Annotated in this window: 16 protein-coding genes; 10 read left to right on the forward strand and 6 right to left on the reverse strand. The window is 64.1% G+C overall.

Annotation, left to right across the window (positions count from 1 at the left end; genetic code table 11):
- Positions 1 to 306: 306 nt before the first annotated feature.
- The 6 genes from JG746_RS00970 (at position 307) to JG746_RS00995 (ending at position 8,489) form a co-directional block, all read left to right on the forward strand.
- Positions 307 to 1,104, forward strand: a complete 798-nt coding sequence (locus tag JG746_RS00970) for a glycosyltransferase family 25 protein (protein ID WP_202356485.1) — start codon at positions 307 to 309, stop codon at positions 1,102 to 1,104.
- A gap of 90 nt (positions 1,105 to 1,194) precedes the next feature.
- The gene (locus tag JG746_RS00975) at positions 1,195 to 3,996 is read left to right on the forward strand and encodes a [protein-PII] uridylyltransferase (protein WP_202356486.1); all 2,802 of its coding nucleotides are present in this window, start codon (positions 1,195 to 1,197) and stop codon (positions 3,994 to 3,996) included.
- A 46-nt stretch (positions 3,997 to 4,042) separates the two neighbouring features.
- Positions 4,043 to 5,650 carry a murein biosynthesis integral membrane protein MurJ gene (murJ, locus tag JG746_RS00980; protein ID WP_202356487.1) on the forward strand — a complete coding sequence of 536 codons (1,608 nt, stop codon included), beginning with the start codon at positions 4,043 to 4,045 and terminating at the stop codon, positions 5,648 to 5,650.
- Positions 5,651 to 5,767: 117 nt separating this feature from the next.
- Complete coding sequence (trpS, locus tag JG746_RS00985; protein WP_202356488.1) at positions 5,768 to 6,835, forward strand: tryptophan--tRNA ligase; 1,068 nt, start codon at positions 5,768 to 5,770, stop codon at positions 6,833 to 6,835.
- A 315-nt stretch (positions 6,836 to 7,150) separates the two neighbouring features.
- A complete protein-coding gene (locus JG746_RS00990; RefSeq protein WP_140744643.1) occupies positions 7,151 to 7,642 on the forward strand; it encodes a universal stress protein in 492 nt (163 codons plus the stop codon).
- A 277-nt stretch (positions 7,643 to 7,919) separates the two neighbouring features.
- Positions 7,920 to 8,489: a NifU family protein gene (locus JG746_RS00995; protein WP_202356489.1), complete on the forward strand. Its 570-nt coding sequence runs from the start codon at positions 7,920 to 7,922 to the stop codon at positions 8,487 to 8,489.
- A 154-nt stretch (positions 8,490 to 8,643) separates the two neighbouring features.
- Here the strand turns inward: JG746_RS00995 and JG746_RS01000 are convergent, their stop codons facing one another.
- Positions 8,644 to 9,261, reverse strand: a complete 618-nt coding sequence (locus JG746_RS01000) for a L,D-transpeptidase (RefSeq protein WP_202356490.1) — start codon at positions 9,259 to 9,261, stop codon at positions 8,644 to 8,646.
- Positions 9,262 to 9,488: 227 nt separating this feature from the next.
- On the opposite strand from JG746_RS01000, the gene cueR reads away from it, so the two are divergent.
- The 3 genes from cueR (at position 9,489) to JG746_RS01015 (ending at position 12,418) form a co-directional block, all read left to right on the forward strand.
- Positions 9,489 to 9,911, forward strand: a complete 423-nt coding sequence (gene cueR / locus JG746_RS01005) for a Cu(I)-responsive transcriptional regulator (RefSeq protein WP_202356491.1) — start codon at positions 9,489 to 9,491, stop codon at positions 9,909 to 9,911.
- Positions 9,912 to 10,003: 92 nt separating this feature from the next.
- A complete protein-coding gene (locus JG746_RS01010) occupies positions 10,004 to 10,336 on the forward strand; it encodes an SMR family transporter (protein WP_202356492.1) in 333 nt (110 codons plus the stop codon).
- A 1,581-nt stretch (positions 10,337 to 11,917) separates the two neighbouring features.
- Positions 11,918 to 12,418 (forward strand): MmcB family DNA repair protein, encoded by a 501-nt coding sequence (locus JG746_RS01015; protein ID WP_167514825.1) that lies wholly within the window; start codon positions 11,918 to 11,920, stop codon positions 12,416 to 12,418.
- A 29-nt stretch (positions 12,419 to 12,447) separates the two neighbouring features.
- On the opposite strand, the gene nhaA is transcribed toward JG746_RS01015, so the two are convergent.
- The 5 genes from nhaA to JG746_RS01040 all read right to left on the reverse strand — a co-directional run bounded on the left by nhaA (position 12,448) and on the right by JG746_RS01040 (position 19,464).
- Positions 12,448 to 13,644: a Na+/H+ antiporter NhaA gene (nhaA, locus tag JG746_RS01020; protein WP_202356493.1), complete on the reverse strand. Its 1,197-nt coding sequence runs from the start codon at positions 13,642 to 13,644 to the stop codon at positions 12,448 to 12,450.
- Positions 13,645 to 13,948: 304 nt separating this feature from the next.
- A complete protein-coding gene (locus JG746_RS01025; RefSeq protein WP_010913121.1) occupies positions 13,949 to 14,512 on the reverse strand; it encodes an ActR/PrrA/RegA family redox response regulator transcription factor in 564 nt (187 codons plus the stop codon).
- 64 nt (positions 14,513 to 14,576) lie between these two features.
- Positions 14,577 to 15,902, reverse strand: coding sequence for an ActS/PrrB/RegB family redox-sensitive histidine kinase (locus JG746_RS01030; RefSeq protein WP_202359221.1), 1,326 nt, complete (start codon positions 15,900 to 15,902; stop codon positions 14,577 to 14,579).
- A 32-nt stretch (positions 15,903 to 15,934) separates the two neighbouring features.
- Positions 15,935 to 18,529, reverse strand: a complete 2,595-nt coding sequence (gene hrpB, locus JG746_RS01035) for an ATP-dependent helicase HrpB (protein WP_202356494.1) — start codon at positions 18,527 to 18,529, stop codon at positions 15,935 to 15,937.
- Between the two features lie 47 nt (positions 18,530 to 18,576).
- Positions 18,577 to 19,464: an EamA family transporter gene (locus tag JG746_RS01040; protein ID WP_202356495.1), complete on the reverse strand. Its 888-nt coding sequence runs from the start codon at positions 19,462 to 19,464 to the stop codon at positions 18,577 to 18,579.
- A gap of 26 nt (positions 19,465 to 19,490) precedes the next feature.
- On the opposite strand from JG746_RS01040, the gene JG746_RS01045 reads away from it, so the two are divergent.
- A complete protein-coding gene (locus JG746_RS01045) occupies positions 19,491 to 20,189 on the forward strand; it encodes a PIG-L deacetylase family protein (protein WP_202356496.1) in 699 nt (232 codons plus the stop codon).
- Positions 20,190 to 20,362 lie beyond the last annotated feature (173 nt).

Raw genomic sequence — 20,362 nt, forward strand, 5'->3', positions numbered from 1 at the left:
TGGTTGCGGAGGTAGTGCTTCCAGTAACTGGAAGGTCAAGGGCTGTTCCGATTTTTTCGTTTTCAGCCCGCAACTGGCAGTTCGCCCGCACAACTGGCGGCCACATCGGGCGTAATGTCACGGCAATCCCGGGAAGTCAGGCCGGTTTTAAAAGCCTGGCTCTCTGTTGGCTCTCCCAGCGCGGCATGATATCCACGCCGGAAAGATCAACAAACCATAGCATCACCTGTGCTAGAGGGCTCCCGCAGTGCTTGGCGGCTCCCGCCGGTTCCGTGGAAGCAAGGTTTCGAACAAATAGCTCGCGAAATGAAGCGTCTGGTCATCAACCTCGATCGATCTCCCGATCGGCTTGCCCACATGTCGAAGGAATTCGCCCGGATGGGCATCGGGTTCGAGCGGGTCGCGGGGATCGATGGCAAGGAACATCCCGAGTTGATGCTGCAGCCGCAGCACGCGATACATGCCAACCGGCCGCTCGCCGGCAGCGAAATCGCCTGCCTGCACAGTCATCGAGCCTGCTGGACGATCATTGCGCAGGACGAGGCCCCATACGGCGCTGTGTTTGAGGACGACATGGTCTTCTCCAGCAAGGCCGGGGCATTGCTGAGCGATACGAGCTGGGTGCCGGCGGACGCCGATGTCGTGAAGCTCGAGACGTTCTTCTCCTCAACCGTGATCCAGAGGAGAAGGACCTCTGCCGGACATGGCTTTTCCATGGTCCGCCTCCGCAAGGGCCATCCGGGGGCCGGCGGTTATCTGCTCTCGCGGCAAACGGCGCGCGACTTTCTGGAGGCAACGGCGCAGGTCAACATTGCCACCGATGATCTCATCTTCAATCCCGTCCTGTCGGCCGGCAAGACCATCTACCAACTTGTTCCGGCGCTTTGCGCACAGGATCAGTTCGTCGGCGGAAAGCTGCCAAGCCTGCTTGACCAAGAACGCGATGCGGCGCGGACCGCGAGCGGGCTTATGGGAAGGCAGAGGAAGCCGATGGCCGTGAGAATCAGCAGAGAGGCCGGGCGAACCGTACGGTGGATCGCCGATTTCTGCAGATTCCGGCAACGGATCGTCGTTCCCCTCGATCCGATCGAGGCAACGGACTAGCCCGCCTGCCGCGCCACCAGCGAGCCCCATACCCAGCGCCGCGAAAACACGCTATAGACGCCGCCCAAATGGCAAGGCCGACTGGTACCTATGGCGAAAATCTCCCTGAAGCTCGATGAACTGATCGACGGCGAAGCCTTGCGCCGCGAGATGACCGCGCTGACGGCGGCCACGGCGGGCGACGGTTCGGGAGCAGCAGCCCGCACCGGCGTGCTGCAGCTTCTCAAGGCCCGGCTCGCCGAAGGCCGGAAGATTGCCGAGGCCATGCTGAAGGAGGATGGCGGCGGCAATGCCTGCGCCGAGCGGCTGTCGCATCTGATGGATGAGCTGATCCGGGCGCTTTACGATTTCGCGGCGACTCATGTCTACCGGGTGAAGAACCGTTCGTCGGCCGAACGCATGGCGGTCGTGGCGGTCGGCGGCTATGGCCGCGGGACGCTGGCGCCGGGATCCGACATCGATCTTCTGTTCCTGCTGCCCTACAAGCAGACGCCATGGGGCGAACAGACCGTCGAATACATGCTCTACATGCTGTGGGATCTGGGCCTGAAGGTCGGCCACGCCACCCGCAACATCGATGAGTGCCTGCGGCTGTCGCGCACCGACATCACCATCCGCACCTCGATCCTGGAAGCGCGCTTCCTGTGGGGCGAACGCAAGCTCTATGACGAGCTGATGCTGCGCTTCGACCACGAGGTGGTGCGCACGACCGGCCCGGAATATGTCCAGGCCAAGCTCGCCGAGCGCGACGAGCGCCACGCCAAGGCCGGCGAGAGCCGCTATCTGGTCGAACCCAACGTCAAGGACGGCAAGGGCGGCCTGCGCGACCTGCAGACGCTGTTCTGGATCGGCAAATATTTCTACCGGGTGCGCACCGGCGAGGAACTGGTCGAAAAAGGCGTCTTCACCGAGGCCGAGTACCGCGAGTTCCAGAAGGCCGAGGACTTCCTGTGGGCGGTGCGCTGCCACATGCATTTCCTCACCGGCAAGGCCGAGGAGCGCCTGCATTTCGACATCCAGCGCGAGATCGCCGAGCGGCTCGGCTACACCACCCATCCCGGCCTGTCGGCGGTCGAGCGCTTCATGAAGCACTACTTCCTCGTCGCCAAGGATGTCGGCGACCTGACCCGCATCTTCTGCGCGGCGCTCGAGGAGGAGCAAGCCAAGCACGTACCCGGCTTCAACCGCATCTTCCTCACCTTCCAGCGCCGCAAGCGCAAGCTTGCCGGCACGTCCGATTTCATCGTCGACAACCACCGCATCAACATCGCCGACGACCAGGTATTCGAGCGCGATCCGGTCAATCTGCTCAGGCTGTTCTGGTTCGCCGACAAGCACGGGCTGGAATTCCACCCCGATGCGCTGAAGCTGCTCACCCGCTCGCTTGGCCTGGTCAACAAATCGCTGCGGCGCGACGAGGAGGCCAACCGGCTGTTCCTCGACATCTTGACCTCGGACCGCAATGCCGAACTCAATCTGCGGCGCATGAACGAGGCCGGGCTGCTCGGGCGGCTGATACCCGACTTCGGCAAGATCGTCGCCATGATGCAGTTCTCGATGTATCACCACTATACGGTCGACGAGCACCTGATCCGCTGCATCGGCGTGCTGGCCGAGATCGAGCGCGGCGATGGCGAGAAGGTGCATCCCCTGTCGCATTCGCTGATGCCCGGCCTGAAGAAGAGCCGCGAGGCGCTCTATGTCGCCGTCTTGCTGCACGACATCGCCAAGGGCAGGCCGGAAGACCATTCCGAGGCCGGCGCCCGCATCGCACGGCGCATCTGCCCGCATATGGGACTGTCGGCGGCCGACACGGAAACCGTCGCCTGGCTGGTCGAGAACCACCTCGTCATGTCGATGACGGCGCAGACCCGCGACCTCAACGACCGCAAGACCATCGAGGATTTCGCCTCGATCGTGCAGTCGGTCGAGCGGCTGAAGCTGCTGTTGATCCTCACCGTCTGCGACATCAGGGGCGTCGGACCGGGTGTGTGGAACGGCTGGAAGGGCCAGTTGCTGCGCACGCTCTATTACGAGACCGAACTGCTCTTGACCGGCGGTTTCTCGGAGGTGTCGCGCGCCCAGCGCACGGCGGCGGCGCGCGAACGTCTGGCCGAGGCGCTCGCCGGCTGGCCCGACAAGGAGCGCAAGCGGTATGTCGGGCTGCATTACGAGAACTATTTGCTGACCGTCGACCTGCCGGATCAGTTGCGCCACGCCGAATTCGTCCGCGAGGCCGACGCGGCCGGCAAGAAGCTCGCCACCATGGTCAAGACCCACCAATTCGAGGCGGTGACCGAAATAACCGTTCTGGCGCAGGACCATCCCCGTCTTCTCTCCGTCATTGCCGGGGCATGCGTCGGTGCCGGCGGCAATATCGTCGACGCGCAGATCTTCACCACCGCCGACGGCCGCGCGCTCGACACCATCCTGATTTCGCGGGAGTTCGACCGTGACGAGGACGAACGCCGGCGCGCCGAGCGCGTCGGCCGGCTGATCGAGGACGTGCTGTCGGGCAAGAGCTGGCTGCCGGAGATGATTGAGAAGCGCACCAAGCCGCGACGCGGCGCCAAGGTGTTCAAGATCCCGCCGCGCGCCGAAATCCGCAACACGCTGTCGAACCGGTTCTCGGTCATCGAGGTCGAAGGGCTCGACCGCCCGGGCCTGCTGTCGGAGATCACCGGCACGCTGTCCGACCTGTCGCTCGACATCGCTTCGGCGCACATCACCACTTTCGGCGAGAAGGTCATCGACACCTTCTATGTCACGGACCTCACCGGCCAGAAGATCGACAACCCGGCCCGCGTCGCCACCATCCGCAACCGGCTGATGGCAACGCTCGAAGGCATCGCGCCCGAACGCGGCGGCAAGGCCAAGGCGGCCGCCGAGTGACTGCCATCCTCACCTTGTCCCAATCCCACAGGCAGTCCTCGAACGCATGAGCCTCGTCAAGAAATTCGCCACCGTCGCTTCCGGCACGCTGATGAGCCGCGCGCTCGGATTCGGCCGCGAGATGCTGATGGCTGCAGCGCTCGGCACCGGACCGGTGGCCGACGCCTTCAACGCCGCTTTCCAGTTCCCCAACACCTTTCGCCGGCTGTTCGCCGAAGGCGCCTTCAACGCCGCCTTCGTGCCGCTGTTCGCCAAGGAGATCGAGACGCACGGCACCGACGGCGCCAAGCGCTTTTCCGAGGAAGTGTTCGGCGTGCTGTTCTCGGCGCTGCTGGCGCTGACCATCGTCATGGAACTGGCGATGCCGCTGATCGTGCGCTACCTGGTGGCGCCGGGCTTTGCCGACACGCCGGGCAAGTTCGAGACGACCGTCCTGCTGGCGACGATCATGTTCCCCTATCTCATCTGCATGTCGCTCGCGGCCATGATGGCGGGCATGCTGAATTCGCTGCGCCGCTATTTCGCGGCGGCGATCGCACCCGCCTTCCTCAACATCATCCTGATCAGCGTGCTTGGCTATGCCTGGTATCACGGGCTGGATGCGCATGCCGTCGGCTTCAGCCTGTCCTGGGGCGTGCTGGCGGCGGGGCTCGTGCAACTCGCCATCGTCTGGGTGGCGGTGCGCAATGCCGGCATTTCGATCGGCTTTCGCAGGCCGAAAATGACGCCGAACGTCAAGCGCCTGCTGATCCTGGCCCTGCCGGCGGCGATCACCGGCGGCATCACCCAGATCAACCAGCTGATCGGCACCGCGATCGCGTCGGCGCAGGACAGCGCGGTGTCCTCGCTCGCCTATGCCGACCGCGTCTATCAGCTGCCGCTCGGCGTCGTCGGCGTGGCGGTGGCGATCGTGCTGTTGCCGGAACTGTCGCGGGCGCTGAAGTCGGGCAACCTCATCGAGGCCGCCAATCTGCAGAACCGCTCCGTCGAGTTCACCTTGTTCATGACCTTGCCGGCGGCGGCGGCACTCTGGGTCATGTCGGAGCCGATCGTGCGGCTGGTCTATGAGCGCGGCGCATTCGCCGCCAACCATTCGACCCCGACGGTGGCGGCGATCCTGGCGATCTTCGGCCTTGGCCTGCCGGCCTTCGTGCTGATCAAGGCTTTCACCCCGGGCTATTTCGCGCGCGAGGACACGCGCACGCCGATGATCTTCGCCGCCATCTCGGTGGCGGTGAACGTCGCCACCGCGCTGACGCTGTTTCCCAGGATGGGCGCGCCCGGCATTGCCGTCGCCTCGGCCGTGGCCGGCTGGGTCAACGCGCTGATGCTGCTGGCCGTGCTGATCCGGCGCGGCCATTGGGGCCGCGACGTGCCGCTCCTGAAGCGCATTCCCCGGCTTGTTCTGTCGGCCGCGGTGATGGCGGTGGCGCTGTATTTCGCCGAGCATTGGCTGGCCGTCCGGCTCGGTCCGGGCTCGCCGCTGGTGGTCAAGGCGACGACGCTGCTGGCGCTGGTGGCCGGCGGAGCGCTGCTCTATTTCGTCACCGCCTTTGCCACCGGCGGCGCCGATTTCGGCATGATCCGGCGCAATGTCAAACGCGGATCGGGCAAGGCAGGACCACCGGCGGCAAAGACCGGCCTGGACGAATAGCCGGGGCAAGCCGACCGCAACAGCGGTCTTGATCGTAAAGCCGTGTTCGTTCATAAGCGCGCCGTCGAAAGACTTTCGCCGCGCGCGAAACGGCCCTCCACAAGCCATGAGGAAACCATGTCCGCCTTCAAGCCACTCGTCTTCTCCGGCGTCCAGCCGACCGGCAATCTGCATCTCGGCAACTATCTCGGCGCCATCAAGAAATTTGTTGCCCTGCAGGACACGTCCGACTGCATCTATTGCGTCGTCGACCTGCATTCGCTGACCGCGCAGCTCGTTTATGACGACCTGGCCGACCAGACGCGTTCGATCACCGCCGCCTTCCTTGCCTCCGGCATCGACCCGAAGAAGCATATCGTCTTCAACCAGTCGCGGGTGATGCAGCATGCAGAGCTCGCCTGGATCTTCAATTGCGTCGCGCGCATCGGCTGGATGAACAAGATGACGCAATTCAAGGACAAGGCCGGCAAGGACCGCGAGAATGCTTCTCTGGGCCTGCTCGCCTATCCCTCCTTGATGGCGGCCGACATCCTGCTCTACCGCGCCACGCATGTGCCCGTGGGTGAGGACCAGAAGCAGCATCTGGAGCTGACCCGCGACATCGCCCAGAAATTCAACAATGATTTTTCCGACCGCATCGCCAGGCTTGGCGTCGGCGTCGAGATGCAGGTCGGCGAGGAGACGGTGAACGGCTTCTTCCCGATCACGGAACCGGTGATCGGCGGCCCGGCGGCGCGCATCATGAGCCTGCGCGACGGTTCGAAGAAGATGTCGAAATCGGACCCGTCGGACCTGTCGCGCATCAACCTGACCGACGATGCCGACACCATCTCGAAGAAGATCCGCAAGGCCAAAACCGATCCGGAGGCCTTGCCGGGCGAAGTCGACGGGCTGGAAGGCCGGCCCGAGGCGGAAAACCTGGTCGGCATCTATGCCGGGCTGGCCGAGATGTCGAAGGCCGACGTGTTGAAGGAATTCGGCGGCCAGCAGTTTTCGGTGTTCAAGCCGGCGCTGGCCGACCTTGCGGTGGAGAAACTGGCGCCGATCGCCGGCGAGATGCGCCGCATCGAGGGCGACCGCGCCTATGTCGACGCGGTGCTCAGGGACGGCGGCGAACGCGCCGGCGTGCTCGCCGAAAAGACGATGAAGACGGTGCGCGATATTATCGGGCTGCTGCAGGGCTGATCCCTGTCGTCAGTGCACCGCAGCACCGTACTGGCTTCAATGCATCTGGCCCGAGGATATCTTGCCCAAGAGATACCGGCCCAGGGACCGGCGGCTTGCCGCCGGTCCGCTGCGGTGGCAGATTGCGGCCGCAATAGCACTCGTGTCTCTGATTTTGAAATTCGCTAGAGTTGGATATCAAGGGTAATGCGAATTTCAAAATCAGGGACACGAGCAAACTATTGATTTCTAGTGTCGCTTTTGATTTCGAAGTTCGCTCGGAGCGAGATATCGAAAGCAGGCGAACTTCGAAATCACGACACTAGGTAGATTGACATGGTCTCCAAACGCCTTAGCCGCGAAGCCGGTCATCGCAGGAAATTCCTGACGATCATCGACGATACGCCGGAGTGCGAACGCGCCGTCGCCTACGCCTCTAAGCGGGCGCAAAGCACCAGCGGCACGCTGGTGCTGCTCTATGTCATCGTACCGGACGATTTCCAGCATTGGCTGGGCGTCGAGAAGATCATGCGCGAGGAGGCGACCGCCACGGCGCGCGCGGCTCTCGATGGCTACGCCAACAAGGTGCGCCAGAAGCTCGGCATCGAGCCGGAGATGGTGGTGCGCGAAGGCAAGCCGACGGAAGAGATCCACAAGCTGATCGAGGAAGACCAGGACATCGCCATCCTGGTGCTGGCGGCCGGCGCCGGCAAGGAAGGTCCTGGGCCGCTGGTCGGCGCCGTGGCCGGCAAGGGCGCCGCCTTCCCCATTCCGGTCACGGTGGTGCCACAGAATCTGTCCGACGAGGAGATCGACAGCCTCGCTTGAGATGTGTTGATATTCAGGTGATGCCGGTCTGCAAATGGCTGACACCTGCGCTTCCAGTGCTCACGTACTTCAAGTACGCTCCGCTCCGGTTCTCGGCATCAGCCATTTTCGACTCGGCCTGACCTGAATCTCAGCACATCTCCACCTGAGTGCAGGGTCTGCAAAAACATTCCGCCAGCCAGCCGTTCGGGCGATGCGTTTCGCTTGAATGTCCAGCCGATAAAGCCTATTTAGAACTATTCCAAACTATCTGCCCAAAACGGGCACGGAGACGGCCATGTTCATCCAGACCGAATCGACGCCCAATCCGGCGACGCTGAAATTCCTGCCCGGCAAGGAAGTGCTGCTGGAAGGCACCGCCGATTTCCGTGATGCCGACAGCGCGGCGACGGCCTCGCCGCTGGCCGGCCGGCTGTTCGAAATCCCCGGCGTCACTGGCGTCTTCTTCGGCTACGATTTCATCACCGTGACCAAGGACGGGCCCGACTGGCAGCACCTGAAGCCGGCGATCCTCGGCGCCATCATGGAGCATTTCATGTCCGGCGCGCCTGTCATGGCGAAAAGCGGCCCGGCCGCGGAGACCAGCCAGACCGGCGAATTCTACGACAAGGCGGACGAGGAACTCGTCATCACCATCAAGGAACTGCTCGACACCAGGGTGCGCCCGGCGGTGGCCCAGGACGGCGGCGACATCACCTTCCGCGGCTTCGAGAACGGCACGGTGTTCCTGCACATGAAGGGCGCCTGCGCCGGCTGTCCGTCATCGACGGCTACGCTGAAGCACGGCATCCAGAACCTGCTTCGGCATTTCGTGCCGGAAGTGCAGCAGGTCGAACAGGTCTCCTGACCACTGCCGCTGCCGGCACGATCTCAATTGCAAACAACAAAAAACCGGGCCGAATTGCCCGGTTTTCTGTTTGGGACGTCCGTTGTTGCCTAGACGGTCCGCGTACGAAACTTGTCTTCTCGTTTGACCATGATCCCGCGAGGGATCCTGGTCCTTACATCACGATGACCTTTGCGCCGACCGAGGCGCGGTCATAAAGATCGATGATGTCCTGGTTCATCAGCCGGATGCAGCCGGACGACATCGCCTTGCCGATCGAATTCCATTCCGGGCTGCCATGCAGGCGGTAGCCCATGTCGCCGCCCTTGTTGAATAGATACATGGCTCGCGCGCCGAGCGGGTTCTTCAGGCCCGGCTCCATGCCATCGGCGAACTTCGCCAGTTCCGGCTGGCGCCTGATCATTTCGCGGGGCGGCGTCCAGGTCGGCCATTCGCGCTTCAGCGCGATGTGGGCGGTACCGTGCCACTCGAAGCCTTCGCGACCAACGCCGATGCCGTAGCGGATCGCGCGGCCGTCGCCCTCGACGAAGTAGAGGAACTTGTTCTGCGTGTCGACGATGATGGTGCCCGGCTTTTCCTTGGTATCGTAGTTCACTTCCTGCCGGTGATACTGCCTCGGCACCTTTTCGATCGGGATGCGCGGCAGTTGGTAGCCAGCATCGGTCACTGCGCCGTAGTCGTTGGAGAAGATCTGCCCGCCGATGGTGCTGCAGCCGGCGATGGCCGTGGACAGCGCCAATGCGGCAATTATTGCAAGCGACTTCATGCGCATGTGGTGATCCGGAGCCCCGCCCAAATGTCAGCGGCACGAGTCGGCCGCTTTGTTACCATCATTCATGCTGGCAATTGCTTTGCTTGCCAAGCGCACGATGCCTATATGCGTGGCCATACATGCTGGTAAGCGTATCACTATGGCATTTCAGCAACAGCCCTCACCGGATTGTGGAGGAAATTCAATGGGGGCGACATCAAACGGTTACCTGGAATCGAGGATCAGTCATGAATGTCGGTGATGCAGCCCAGCGGTCCGGTCTGCCGGCCAAGACCATCCGCTACTACGAGGAGATCGGTCTGATCGCGCCTGCGCGCGCCGCCAACGGCTACCGCGACTATTCCGGTGACGACATCCACCGGCTGACCTTCCTGCGCCGCGCGCGCAACCTCGGCTTTTCAATCGACGATTGCCGCCAGCTGATGGCGCTCTACCAGGATCGCGGCCGCGCCAGCGCCGACGTGCGCGAGATCGCCGCCGCCCATGTCACGGCGATCGAGGAGAAGGTGCGCGAGCTGCAGTCGATGCGCTCGACCCTGCAGAAACTGATCCACGCCTGCCATGGCGATGAGCGGCCCGATTGCCCGATCCTGGATGACATGGCAGGGGCTGCGGCGCCTGGCGACAGGACTGTTTCGCAGTCCGCTTGACTGCGAGGCGCAGGCGCCGATCACGGGAACGTGAACGTGACGACGCCATCGGCTTCTGATCATTAGATGCCTCCCATCGATGGAGGTTCGCCGTGCCTGCTTATGCCATTCTTGCCCTGGCCATCATCGCCGAAGTCATCGCAACGAGCGCGATGAAGGCCTCGGAAGGTTTCACCAGGTTGGGTCCCTCGGCAGTGGTGCTGCTCGGTTACGGGGCGGCGTTCTTCTTCCTCGCGCAGGTGTTGGACCGGATACCGATCGGCATCGCCTACGCTGTATGGGCCGGCGGTGGCATCGTCCTTGTCGCGCTGGTCGCCTGGATTGTCCATGGGCAAAAGCCGGATGCCGCGGGCCTCATTGGCATGGGCCTGATCCTGGCTGGTGTGCTGGTCCTAAACCTGTTGTCCAGGACCAGCGCCCATTGATCTAGACCATCTGTCAAACATAGGTCGCCTCGACCATCCGGGATGCGGGCAATCGGCCTGTCGAACCGCAGGCCCGATGCGGCAAGCTCCGATCGAACCAGGGACTTCAGTCTTATTTGCGCGATTGCTAATATACATATAGGTTGATCAACGCGGGACAATCACACCCAAAAGCCCAAACCCGCAATGGCCGGTGCAGTCCCCCTATAGACCCAAGGCCAAACTGCGCCGGCCATTCCGCAAGGCATATTCCCTAGCGTCATCCTTTATATGCCGACTAACTAAAGTAATGGAACGTCCAATGGACATTTGTGGAACCTAAAAGGTCCCTCAGACCTTCGCACACCGGCACGCAAGACTTTAGTCCTGCCGCTCTCTAGTGAAGAACCGAAGTTGATCGCCTCGACATAGAGCCGTTCCGCAGGGATGGATACCAGACCGCCCTCAGCCCGATATTGCGCGATCGCGGGAGGCTCGCTCGGGCCGGACCGGAGTTTGCCAACCCTGTAATCGGCCGGCATGAAGCGATTGTCTGTTAGACCGACCCGTTGCTCCGTAAGCAATCGCGCCTTGGATGCACCGCTTGCCACGCACCTGTAGAAACGACCCGGCACGCTCGCAGTCGGGGGGACATGGGGTCGTGCCGGGTCGTTGCGGGTCAGGCTTTGGGATCGTCTCCGCACTGCCTAAGCTATATGCATATTAGCTACAGCTCAATTGAGACTGAAGTCCCGTCCACGGACAGGCCGGGTGTTGAGGGTAGAACCTGTCCTGCTGTTTCCAGCGTATGCATATTTGACCGAGCAGATACACCCAAAAGAAGTCGGGATCGGTTCTTGAAGGCTTGATTTGAAGGGCATACCCTCGGCCCAATGGGGTTGGGTGATGCAATGTTGAACGATGGAAAAGACGAGCCGTTTTGGGTTTTGGACCTTGACGCTCTGCGCAGGGCTTTCGAAACGTATGTTCAAGAGCACAAGACAACGGCTGCGGAGTGGGGGGAACACGCCAAGCGGTTCCTCGAAAAACAGCGCGTTCGTCAGCGCGAATCGAACTGATTCAGAGCCGCACCAGTCCACTGGATCGACTCGACTTTCCTCCTGCCGAACTCCTGCGGGTCTGCATCGGTCATAGGTCTGCCCGAATATGCAATCGCCCCGCGCAAGGCGATTATCTGGTTTACAAACCTAGAAGTGAAATAGGTATTTGCCCTTGACGGGCCGGAAACCGGAGGCAGGCCGCCATCATTCTTTAATATATAACTCGAAAAAGGATACAACTATCCCAATAATGACGGCTACATGAAGCGTCAAATAAACGTACAGAAGGGACCTTCTCTCGGTTTTTCGCCAGTGAATTGCTTTTATATCAAAAATACTGAAATATATAAATATAACGACTGGCGTCACCGCGAGAAGAAACGCTGGAAGTGGCACAGGACGCCTCAAAGACCCTACGGAATTCGAAACGTACCGTGCGCAGCTTCCGAAAGCTACCACCCATGGGGAAGACGGGAATACTTCAGATCGCCCTCTGCAAAAAGGGTTCAAACCGTGAACAAAATCTGGCATGGTGCCTGCCATGCCGATCATTTCCCCTATCGCAATCAACCCGCTCATCGACGGTCGCCAGTCCGAACGCGCCATGCTGGTGCGGCGGGGCGTGCAGCGGCTGCTGATGGCAATGGGCGCGCATGTGCTGCCTGAGCTTTCGCTGGCGACCGGCCGCCGCGCCGACCTTGTGGCGCTGACCAGGCAGGGCGACATCTGGATCATCGAGATCAAATCCTCGATCGAGGATTTCCGGGTCGACCGCAAATGGCCTGATTACCGGCTGCATTCCGACCGCTTCTTCTTCGCCACCCATCCCGGCGTGCCGGCGGAAATCTTCCCCGAAGAGTGCGGCTTCATCCTCTCCGACGGCTACGGCGCCGAGATTCTGCGCGATGCGCCGGAGCACCGCATGGCGGCGGCGACGCGCAAGGCGCTGATGCTGCGGATCGCGCGCGCCGGTGCGGCGCGGCTGCTGGCGGCGGAGCTGGCCGGCGTCTCGGTGCCGGCGCTGGAGGGGGAGAGCGAGTAGCTCGCAGAACCCAGGTTCGTTGACCGCCCCTACTCCGTCTCCTCTTCAGTCCCACCTGCCGCCGGTGCCATCAGCAGAATGGCGGCGCCAAGAATGGCGGCGATGAAGGAGCCGGCGAGGATGCCGACCTTGACCGCATCCTGCAGGGCGACATCGCTGGCGAAGGCGAGCAGACCGATGAACAGGCTCATGGTGAAGCCGATGCCGCAGAGCAGCGAGATGCCGATCATGTGCGACCATCCGGCATGCGCGGGTAGGTCGGCGAGGCCAAGCCTGATGGCAAGCGCCGAGGAACCGAACACCCCGACCAGCTTGCCGACCACGAGGCCGGCGGCGACGCCCAGCGTCAGCGGCTCGATCAGCGCGCCGAAACTGAGGCCGGCGAGCGAAACGCCGGCATTGGCGAAGCCGAAGATCGGGATGACGAAAAAGGGTACGATCCTGTGCAAGCCATGCTCGAGCCGGTGCAGCGGCGAATGGTCAAGGTCGTGGCCGATCCCGGCGGAGCGTTCGAGCGGAATGGTCAGCGCCAGCGCAACGCCGGCAAGCGTGGCATGGACGCCCGATTTCAGCACCAGCACCCACAGGATTGCGCCGAGCACGAGATAGGGCACCAGCGTCATCACCCGCATGCGGTTGAGCACGACAAGCGCCGCAATGACGGCGAAGGCGGCACCGAGATAGGCGAGCGACAGGCCGCTCGTATAGAAGATGGCGATGATGATGACGGCGCCGAGGTCGTCGATGATGGCAAGCGCGGTCAGGAAGACCTTCAGCGAGGCCGGCACGCGGCTGCCGAGCAGCGACAAAACGCCGAGCGCGAAGGCGATGTCGGTGGCGGTCGGGATCGCCCAACCGGAGAGTGCCGCCGAATTGTCGCGGTTGACCAGGACATAGACCAGCGCCGGAACCACCATGCCGCCGGCCGCGGCAATGCCGGGCAGGACGCGACGCGGCCAGGTCGACAGCTGGCCGTCCAGCATCTCGCGCTTGATCTCCAGCCCGACGAGCAGGAAGAACACCGCCATCAGCCCGTCATTGACCCAGTGCGACACGCTGAGCGGGCCTAGATAGGCATGCAGAACGGAGAAATAGGTCTCGGCGAACGGCGAGTTGGCGACGATCAGCGCCAGGGCGGCCGCGATCATCAGGATGATGCCGCCGGCCGCCTCGCTGTCGAGGAATTCGCGGAAGACGGAAACCGGCCGCTGCTTCAAACCCTGCATGTCGCCTCCGTTATGCCGCCTGTTCGGCAGGCTTCATTGTCCAAATGCCGGTGCCGCCCCTCACCTGCCTGCCGGCATCCTCTCCCCGTATAGTGACGGGGAGAGGGGCGCTGTCATCGCCGGTTTCGCCAATCGCCAACGTTGCAAGAAGGGCGCCGACATCCGGGCCAGCCACTTCTCCCCGTCTCTATACGGGGAGAAGTGCCCGGCAGGGCGATGAGGGGCAGCGCTGACTTCGATAATGTATGGCCTCCACCGCGAATTCGAATCGGCCCAAGGCAATTGCCCTTGCGTGTCCTGGATTCTAGCGCGGCGCGCGCTTGGCCAGTATGCGCTGCAGCGTGCGGCGGTGCATGTTGAGCCGGCGCGCTGTCTCGGAAACGTTGCGCTCGCACATCTCGTAGACGCGCTGGATATGCTCCCAACGCACACGGTCGGCCGACATCGGGTTTTCCGGCGGCGCGGCGCGCTCGCCCGAGGTGCGGGTGAGCGCGGCGAAGATGTCGTCGGCGTCGGCGGGCTTCGACAGATAATCGACAGCGCCAAGCTTCACCGCGGTCACCGCGGTGGCGATGTTGCCGTAGCCGGTCAGGATGATGGTGCGGGAATCCTCGCGCTTCTCGCGGATGGCCGCGACGACGTCGAGGCCGTTGCCGTCGCCGAGCCGCATGTCGACCACGGCGTAGGCCGGCGGGTTGGCGCGAGCCTTGCCCACCGCCTCCTCGACGCTCTCGGCGGTCTCGACCACAAAACCCCTGGTTTCCATGGCGCGGGCGAGACGCGTGAGGAACGGCTTGTCGTCATCGACGATCAGAAGCGAGGTGTCCTCGCCTTCAACCATTGCGCCAATATTTTCATCGCCTGTCATCGTCGTGAGAATTCCTGCTGCCTTAATTTTACGCAGATATAGTTTTGCGCCGCTATTGTCCAATTTACGCAGTGTCAAACATGGTGGCCGGGGCCGTTTCCGGGTTCAGGAAGACTGTTCTCGGCCACGAAATCTGTACCACGGCGCCCTCGCCCAGGCCGCTCGAATTGCGGAAGTCGAGTGTGGCGCCCGAGCGTTCGAGCAGGGTCTTGGCGATGAACAGGCCGAGCCCCAGGCCGCCGCCGGCCTCGGTGCCCTGGCGCGTCGACATATAGGGCTCGCCGATACGGTCGATGATTTCGGGCGGGAAACCAGGCCCGTCGTCGATGATCGAGAAGGTGACGGCGGCCTCGTCCCAGCTCCAGCGCACGGTGACGCTCTTGCGGGCGAAATCGACGGCGTTCTCGACCAGATTGCCGAGGCCGTAGATGACGCCCGGATTACGGCGCCCGACCGGCTCCGGCCCGGTGCGTTCACCCGGGCGAAGCTTGATCGAGATACCGAAGTCGCGATGCGGCGCGGTGACCTCCTCGACCAGCGAGGTCAGCGGCAAGCGGGACAGATGCGCCTCGCCCTCCGACGACAGGCTGGTCAGGCGCTTGAGAATCTCGCGGCAGCGTTCGCTCTGCGAGCGCAGCAGCTTGACGTCTTCGCCGTACTTTGGATCGCTGCCGAGCGCCTTTTCCATCTCCTTGGCGACGAGCGTGATGGTGGCGAGCGGCGTGCCGAGCTCATGCGCGGCCGCCGCCGCCAGGCCGTCGAGCGCCGAAAGGTGCTGTTCGCGCTGCAGCACCAGTTCGGTGGCGGCGAGCGCATTGGCCAGAAGCCGCGCTTCGGCGGCCACCCGGAAGGCATAGATGGCGGTGAAGGCGATCGAGGACAGCACCGCCATCCACATGCCGGCGACATAGATGAAGGGCATGGCCAGCGGCGCGCCTTCATACCAGGGCAACGGCAGATGGATGAACACCAGCAAGGTTGCGGCCAGCATCACCAGCCCGCCGAGGATGGCGGTGAGGCGCAGGGGCAGCGACGTCGCCGAAATGACGACAGGCACGGTCATCAGCAGCGAGAACGGATTAGTCAGGCCGCCGGTCATATAGAGCAGGCCGGCAAGCTGCAGGCTGTCGAAGATCAGGATGCCGAAGGCGGCAAACGGGGTGAGCCGGTGCGCCGCCGGAAACCGGAAGGCCAGGAACAGGTTCATCCAGGCCGAACAGGCGATCAGGGCAAAACACAGGCTGACCGGGAGCGGGAATTTCAACCCATAGGCGACGACGAGCACCGCGACGCTCTGGCCGACAATGGCCAGCCAGCGCAGCCGGATCAGCGTGTTGAGGCGCAGCCGCTGGCTCTGCTGGAAATCGGGCGCGTTCAGGATGTTGATCATGGCCAAGGATTATAGCCGGGAAAGGAGGAGCGCTAGGTCCCGCGTGGCTTGGCACGGGCGGTAGCGGCGGCGAGCAGCGGATTTTCCGGCCAGACATGCTTGGGATAGCGGCCGCGCATGTCGGCGCGCACGTCGGCCCAGGAGCCGCGCCAGAAACCGGGCAGGTCGCGTGTCGTCTGGATCGGCCTATGTGCTGGCGACAGCAGCTCAAGTGTCAGCGGCACCGTGCCGTTGGCAATCGAGGGGTGGCGGTCGAGGCCGAACAGTTCCTGCACGCGTACCGCCAGCACCGGCCATTCGCCGTCATAGCGGATCGGCACATGGCTGCCGGACGGGGCGTCGAAATGCGTTGGCGCCAGCGCATCGACCTTGCGCTGCAGCTCATGCGGCACAAGCGAGGTCAGGCCGGCCGAGACGACGCCGGGATCGATGGCGGCAAAGGAGGCCGCCCCCGACAGGAAGGGCAGCAGCCAGTCGTCGAGGCGCTCGATCAGCGCTTCATCCGACATGTCGGGCCAGGGTGCGCCAAGGCCACGATGCAGCCAGGACAAGCGCTGGCGCAGCGTCTCGGCTTCCTTGCTCCAGCTCAACAGCGACAGGCCGTGTTCGCGCAAGGCGTCAAGGATCGCGCGGTCGGCATCGGCGCCTGAAGGCGCCGGCAGCATGCGCTCGGCGAGCGTGATGGCGCCGAGACGCACGGTTTCTCGCACGCGCACGGCGCGGCGCTCGCGGTCGAAGCTCGCTTGCCGGCGCGTTTCGATCCGGTCGCCAAGCGCGGCGCGGATGTCGTCCTCGCCGACCGCCGCCGCCGCCGTGATGCGCGCATTCTGCGCCTTGCCCTGCAGGTCGGCGACGACCAGAAACGGCTCGCCCGCCAGCGGGTCGGCCGCATCCAGCATGGCGCCGGAGCCATTGGCCAGCACGAAGCGCCCGCGCTCGCCACGCGCCTTGGCGACGCGATCCGGCCAGGCGTTGATGAGGAGGGAACCGACCTTACCCTCCCCCTCGAGGGGAGGGTCGATCCGCGCAGCGGATCGGGGTGGGGTCGCCGGTGGCGTGCTCGACGATGGCGTGCCCGAACCGACCCCACCCCGTCTCCCTCGCGTCGCTTCGCTCTGCTCACTCGCCGACCCTTCCCTCATGGGGGAGGGTAAGGCCTGCCTGGCCAGCCTTTCAGCCAGTTGCCGTGCGGCGGTGGCGCGGGGCGATCTTTCCCCACGAAAGCGCATCAGCCGCCGTTCGAGATCGGCGCCATCGCCGCCAAGGCCGCGTTCGGTGAGCAGCACCGCCAGAATGGCCGCCTCACCGGCATGGCCACTGCTGGCTGCCTCGGCGACCATATGCGCCAGCCGCACGGGCAGAGCGAGCTTGCGCATCGAAGCGCCCGCTTCCGTCAGGCGCCCCGCCTCGTCGATGGCATGGAGGGCGCGCAGCAGCACCCTTGCCTCGTTGAGCGCCGGCGCCGGCGGCGGATCGAGGAAGGCGAGGCCGGTCGGATCGGCGACGCCGAAGGCGGCGCAGTCGAGCAACAGGCCCGAAAGGTCGGCTTCCAGGATTTCCGGCGGCGTGAAGGCGGGAAGTGCCGCCGTCTGTTCGGCGCGCCACAGCCGGATGGCGACGCCGGCTTGTGTGCGTCCGGCTCGGCCGGCGCGCTGGTCGGCGGATGCCTTGCTGACGCGAACCGTCTCCAGCCGCGTCAGGCCGCTGGCCGGCTCATAGCGCGGCAGCCGCGACAGGCCGGAATCGATGACGACGCGCACACCGTCAATGGTGATGGAGGTCTCGGCAATCGACGTCGCCAGCACCACCTTGCGGCGGCCGGCCGGCGCCGGCTTGATCGCGGCGTCCTGCGCCTTGCCGTCGAGTTGGCCATAGAGCGGGACAATGTCGGTGTCGGCGCCGACCTTGCCGGCCAGCCGTTCGGCGGTGCGCTCGATCTCGCGCTGGCCGGGCAGGAAGGCAAGCACGCTGCCGCTCTCGCCGGCAAGGGCGGCGCGGATCGCCCTGGCCATGGCGTCCTCGATCGGGACGCCGGCCGGCCGTTCGTCGTAGCTTATGTCGACGGGGAAGGCGCGGCCTTCGCTTTCGATCACCGGCGCGCCCGACAGGAGTTTCGCGACACGGGCGCCATCCAGCGTCGCCGACATCACCAGCAGACGCAGGTCCGGCCGCAGTGCGCCCTGCACGTCGAGCGCCAGCGCCAGACCGAAATCGCCGTCGAGCGAGCGCTCGTGGAATTCGTCGAAGATGACTGCCGAGACGCCGGGCAGTTCGGGATCGTCGAGGATCATGCGCGCCAGCACGCCCTCGGTGACGACCAATATGCGGGTCCTGGCCGAGGTGCGGTTTTCCATGCGCATCGCGTAGCCGACCGTGCCGCCCGGCTCCTCATCAAGCAATTGCGCCATGCGGCGGGCCGCGGCGCGGGCGGCGAGCCGGCGCGGCTCGAGCAGCACGATCTTGCCCGCACCCAGCCACGGCGCATCGAGCAGCGCCAACGGCACCAGCGTCGTCTTGCCGGCGCCGGGCGGCGCCACCAGCACGGCGCTGTTGCCAGCGCCAAGCGCTTCGCTGAGCGCCGGGAGCACGGCGGATACCGGAAGCTCCGGCAGGGATCTTTTCGTCATCGCGTCCGCATATCAGCGGTCACGGTCGCCGTGCAACCGGCGCCGGCTCAAAGCCGGGTGCGCGCAAACGGGTTCCAGCGCACGGTGCCCAGCCGCACCTCCTCGCGCACCATGGTCAGCAGGCCGGAACCGCCGACCACCGCAAGGCCGACCAGCGTCAGCCAGTCGGGGTATTCCTGGAAAAACAGCGCGCCGAGGATGACCGCCCAGACGATCTGCGAATAATGCGTCGGCGCGATCCGGTTGGCGGGAGCGTATTTGGCCGCGAGCAGTTGCATGAATTGCCCGCCGGCGGTGAAGGCGCCCGCCATCGCCAGCCAGACGAACTGCATGGCGTTCGGAAGAGTGAACGACGCAGCGGCGCCGGCCCCGTTGAACAGCAGGCCATAGCCGACAAGCACGCCAAGCATCGAGGTGCGCTTCTCCTGCTGGGCGAGCGAGCGCAGCAGGATGACGCTGGTCGCGGCGAGGAAGGCGTTCACGAAGGCGGCCAGATGGCCGAGGTTCAATTCGCGAAAACCCGGCCGCACCACCAGCATCACCCCGGCAAAGCCGGCGACGACGGCCAGCCACCGCCACGGACCGACCTTTTCCTTCAGGATGACGGTGGACAGGATGGTGACCAGCAAGGGCGCCAGGAAGATCAGCGCGTAGACCTCGGCCAGCGGAATGTGGGTGAAGGCATAGACGCTGAGCACGCCGGACGCGATGCCGGCCCAGGCGCGCGCCTGCACCGCCCATGGCCGCTTCATGCGCCAGAAATCGCGCCAGCGTTCACCCGCCGGGCGGGTGAAGAACAGGAAAAAGCCGGCAAACAAGGTAACGAAGAAGCCGATCTCGAAGACGGTGAACTGTCCGCCCAGGCTCTTGATAACGGCATCGCTGCCCGAATAGCTTGCATAGGCGATCAGGGCGAGCAGGATTCCGTTCGGCACGTTTTTCATTTCCGGGAGAGAGTGGTTTGAAAATATTGGCGCTCGGTGCGCATCCGGACGACATCGAGATCTTCATGTTCGGTACGATGGCCGCCTATGCGGCGCAAGGCGCAGAGCTGACTTTTGCCGTGGCCACGGATGGGGCCAAGGGCGGCAAGAGCGATGCCACGGTCCTCGCCGGCGTCCGTCGCGAGGAAGCGACAGCCGCGGCCGCCCTGCTTGGTGCCGCGCCGCGCTTCCTCGACTTTCCCGATGGCGCGCTGGTGGCCGATGCCGCGCTGATCGGCGCGCTGAAAACGCTGATCCGCGAGACCGGGCCGGAGCTGGTGATCACGCACGCCCCCAACGACTATCACGCCGACCACCGCGCCCTGTCGGACGGCGTGCGCATCGCGGCGTCGTTCGCGGTTCCGGTGCTGCATGCCGACACGATGGGCGGCACCGGATTCTCGCCGACGCACTATGTCGACATATCCGCCTACCGGGACATCAAGACACAGGCGATCCGCATGCACCGGTCACAGCGGCCGGAGCAATATGTCGAGAGGGCGCGCATCCAGAATGAATTTCGCGCCGGCCAATGCAACGCCGTCCCCGGTTCTCTGGCCGAGGCTTTTCGCTTCGAGCCGACATTTCCCTTCGCCGACATACGCGCTTTGCTGCCGCCGTCACCGCCCGTGCGGCCGGTGACGCCACAGACGAACGTCGTCGGCGAGGCCGGCTGAGAGGCAGCCGGAGAAACATCCGGCGGTCATTTCCCAACGATTTCAATCATCCGTTTCGTCATGCTGCGACGCAGCAACGAATTCGCTTGCGTTGTTTAGTAAAAATTGCATCACTAAACAAATTACTAAACATCTGCCGCGCTCCGGCGCCGCCATGTTTGGGCCTCTGAGGA

This window comes from Mesorhizobium sp. 113-3-3 (assembly GCF_016756495.1).
Taxonomy (GTDB): Bacteria; Pseudomonadota; Alphaproteobacteria; order Rhizobiales; family Rhizobiaceae; genus Mesorhizobium.

Coding starts and splice junctions, on each gene's coding strand:
- murJ (WP_202356487.1), top strand. CDS start 4,043: ATGAGCCTCGTCAAGAAATTCGCCACCGTCGCTTCCGGCACGCTGATG.
- JG746_RS01000 (WP_202356490.1), bottom strand. CDS start 9,261: ATGCGCATGAAGTCGCTTGCAATAATTGCCGCATTGGCGCTGTCCACG.
- nhaA (WP_202356493.1), bottom strand. CDS start 13,644: ATGCAGGGTTTGAAGCAGCGGCCGGTTTCCGTCTTCCGCGAATTCCTC.
- cueR (WP_202356491.1), top strand. CDS start 9,489: ATGAATGTCGGTGATGCAGCCCAGCGGTCCGGTCTGCCGGCCAAGACC.
- JG746_RS01015 (WP_167514825.1), top strand. CDS start 11,918: ATGCCGATCATTTCCCCTATCGCAATCAACCCGCTCATCGACGGTCGC.
- JG746_RS00990 (WP_140744643.1), top strand. CDS start 7,151: ATGGTCTCCAAACGCCTTAGCCGCGAAGCCGGTCATCGCAGGAAATTC.
- hrpB (WP_202356494.1), bottom strand. CDS start 18,529: ATGACGAAAAGATCCCTGCCGGAGCTTCCGGTATCCGCCGTGCTCCCG.
- JG746_RS01030 (WP_202359221.1), bottom strand. CDS start 15,902: ATGATCAACATCCTGAACGCGCCCGATTTCCAGCAGAGCCAGCGGCTG.
- JG746_RS00995 (WP_202356489.1), top strand. CDS start 7,920: ATGTTCATCCAGACCGAATCGACGCCCAATCCGGCGACGCTGAAATTC.
- JG746_RS01025 (WP_010913121.1), bottom strand. CDS start 14,512: ATGACAGGCGATGAAAATATTGGCGCAATGGTTGAAGGCGAGGACACC.
- JG746_RS00975 (WP_202356486.1), top strand. CDS start 1,195: ATGGCGAAAATCTCCCTGAAGCTCGATGAACTGATCGACGGCGAAGCC.
- JG746_RS00970 (WP_202356485.1), top strand. CDS start 307: ATGAAGCGTCTGGTCATCAACCTCGATCGATCTCCCGATCGGCTTGCC.
- trpS (WP_202356488.1), top strand. CDS start 5,768: ATGTCCGCCTTCAAGCCACTCGTCTTCTCCGGCGTCCAGCCGACCGGC.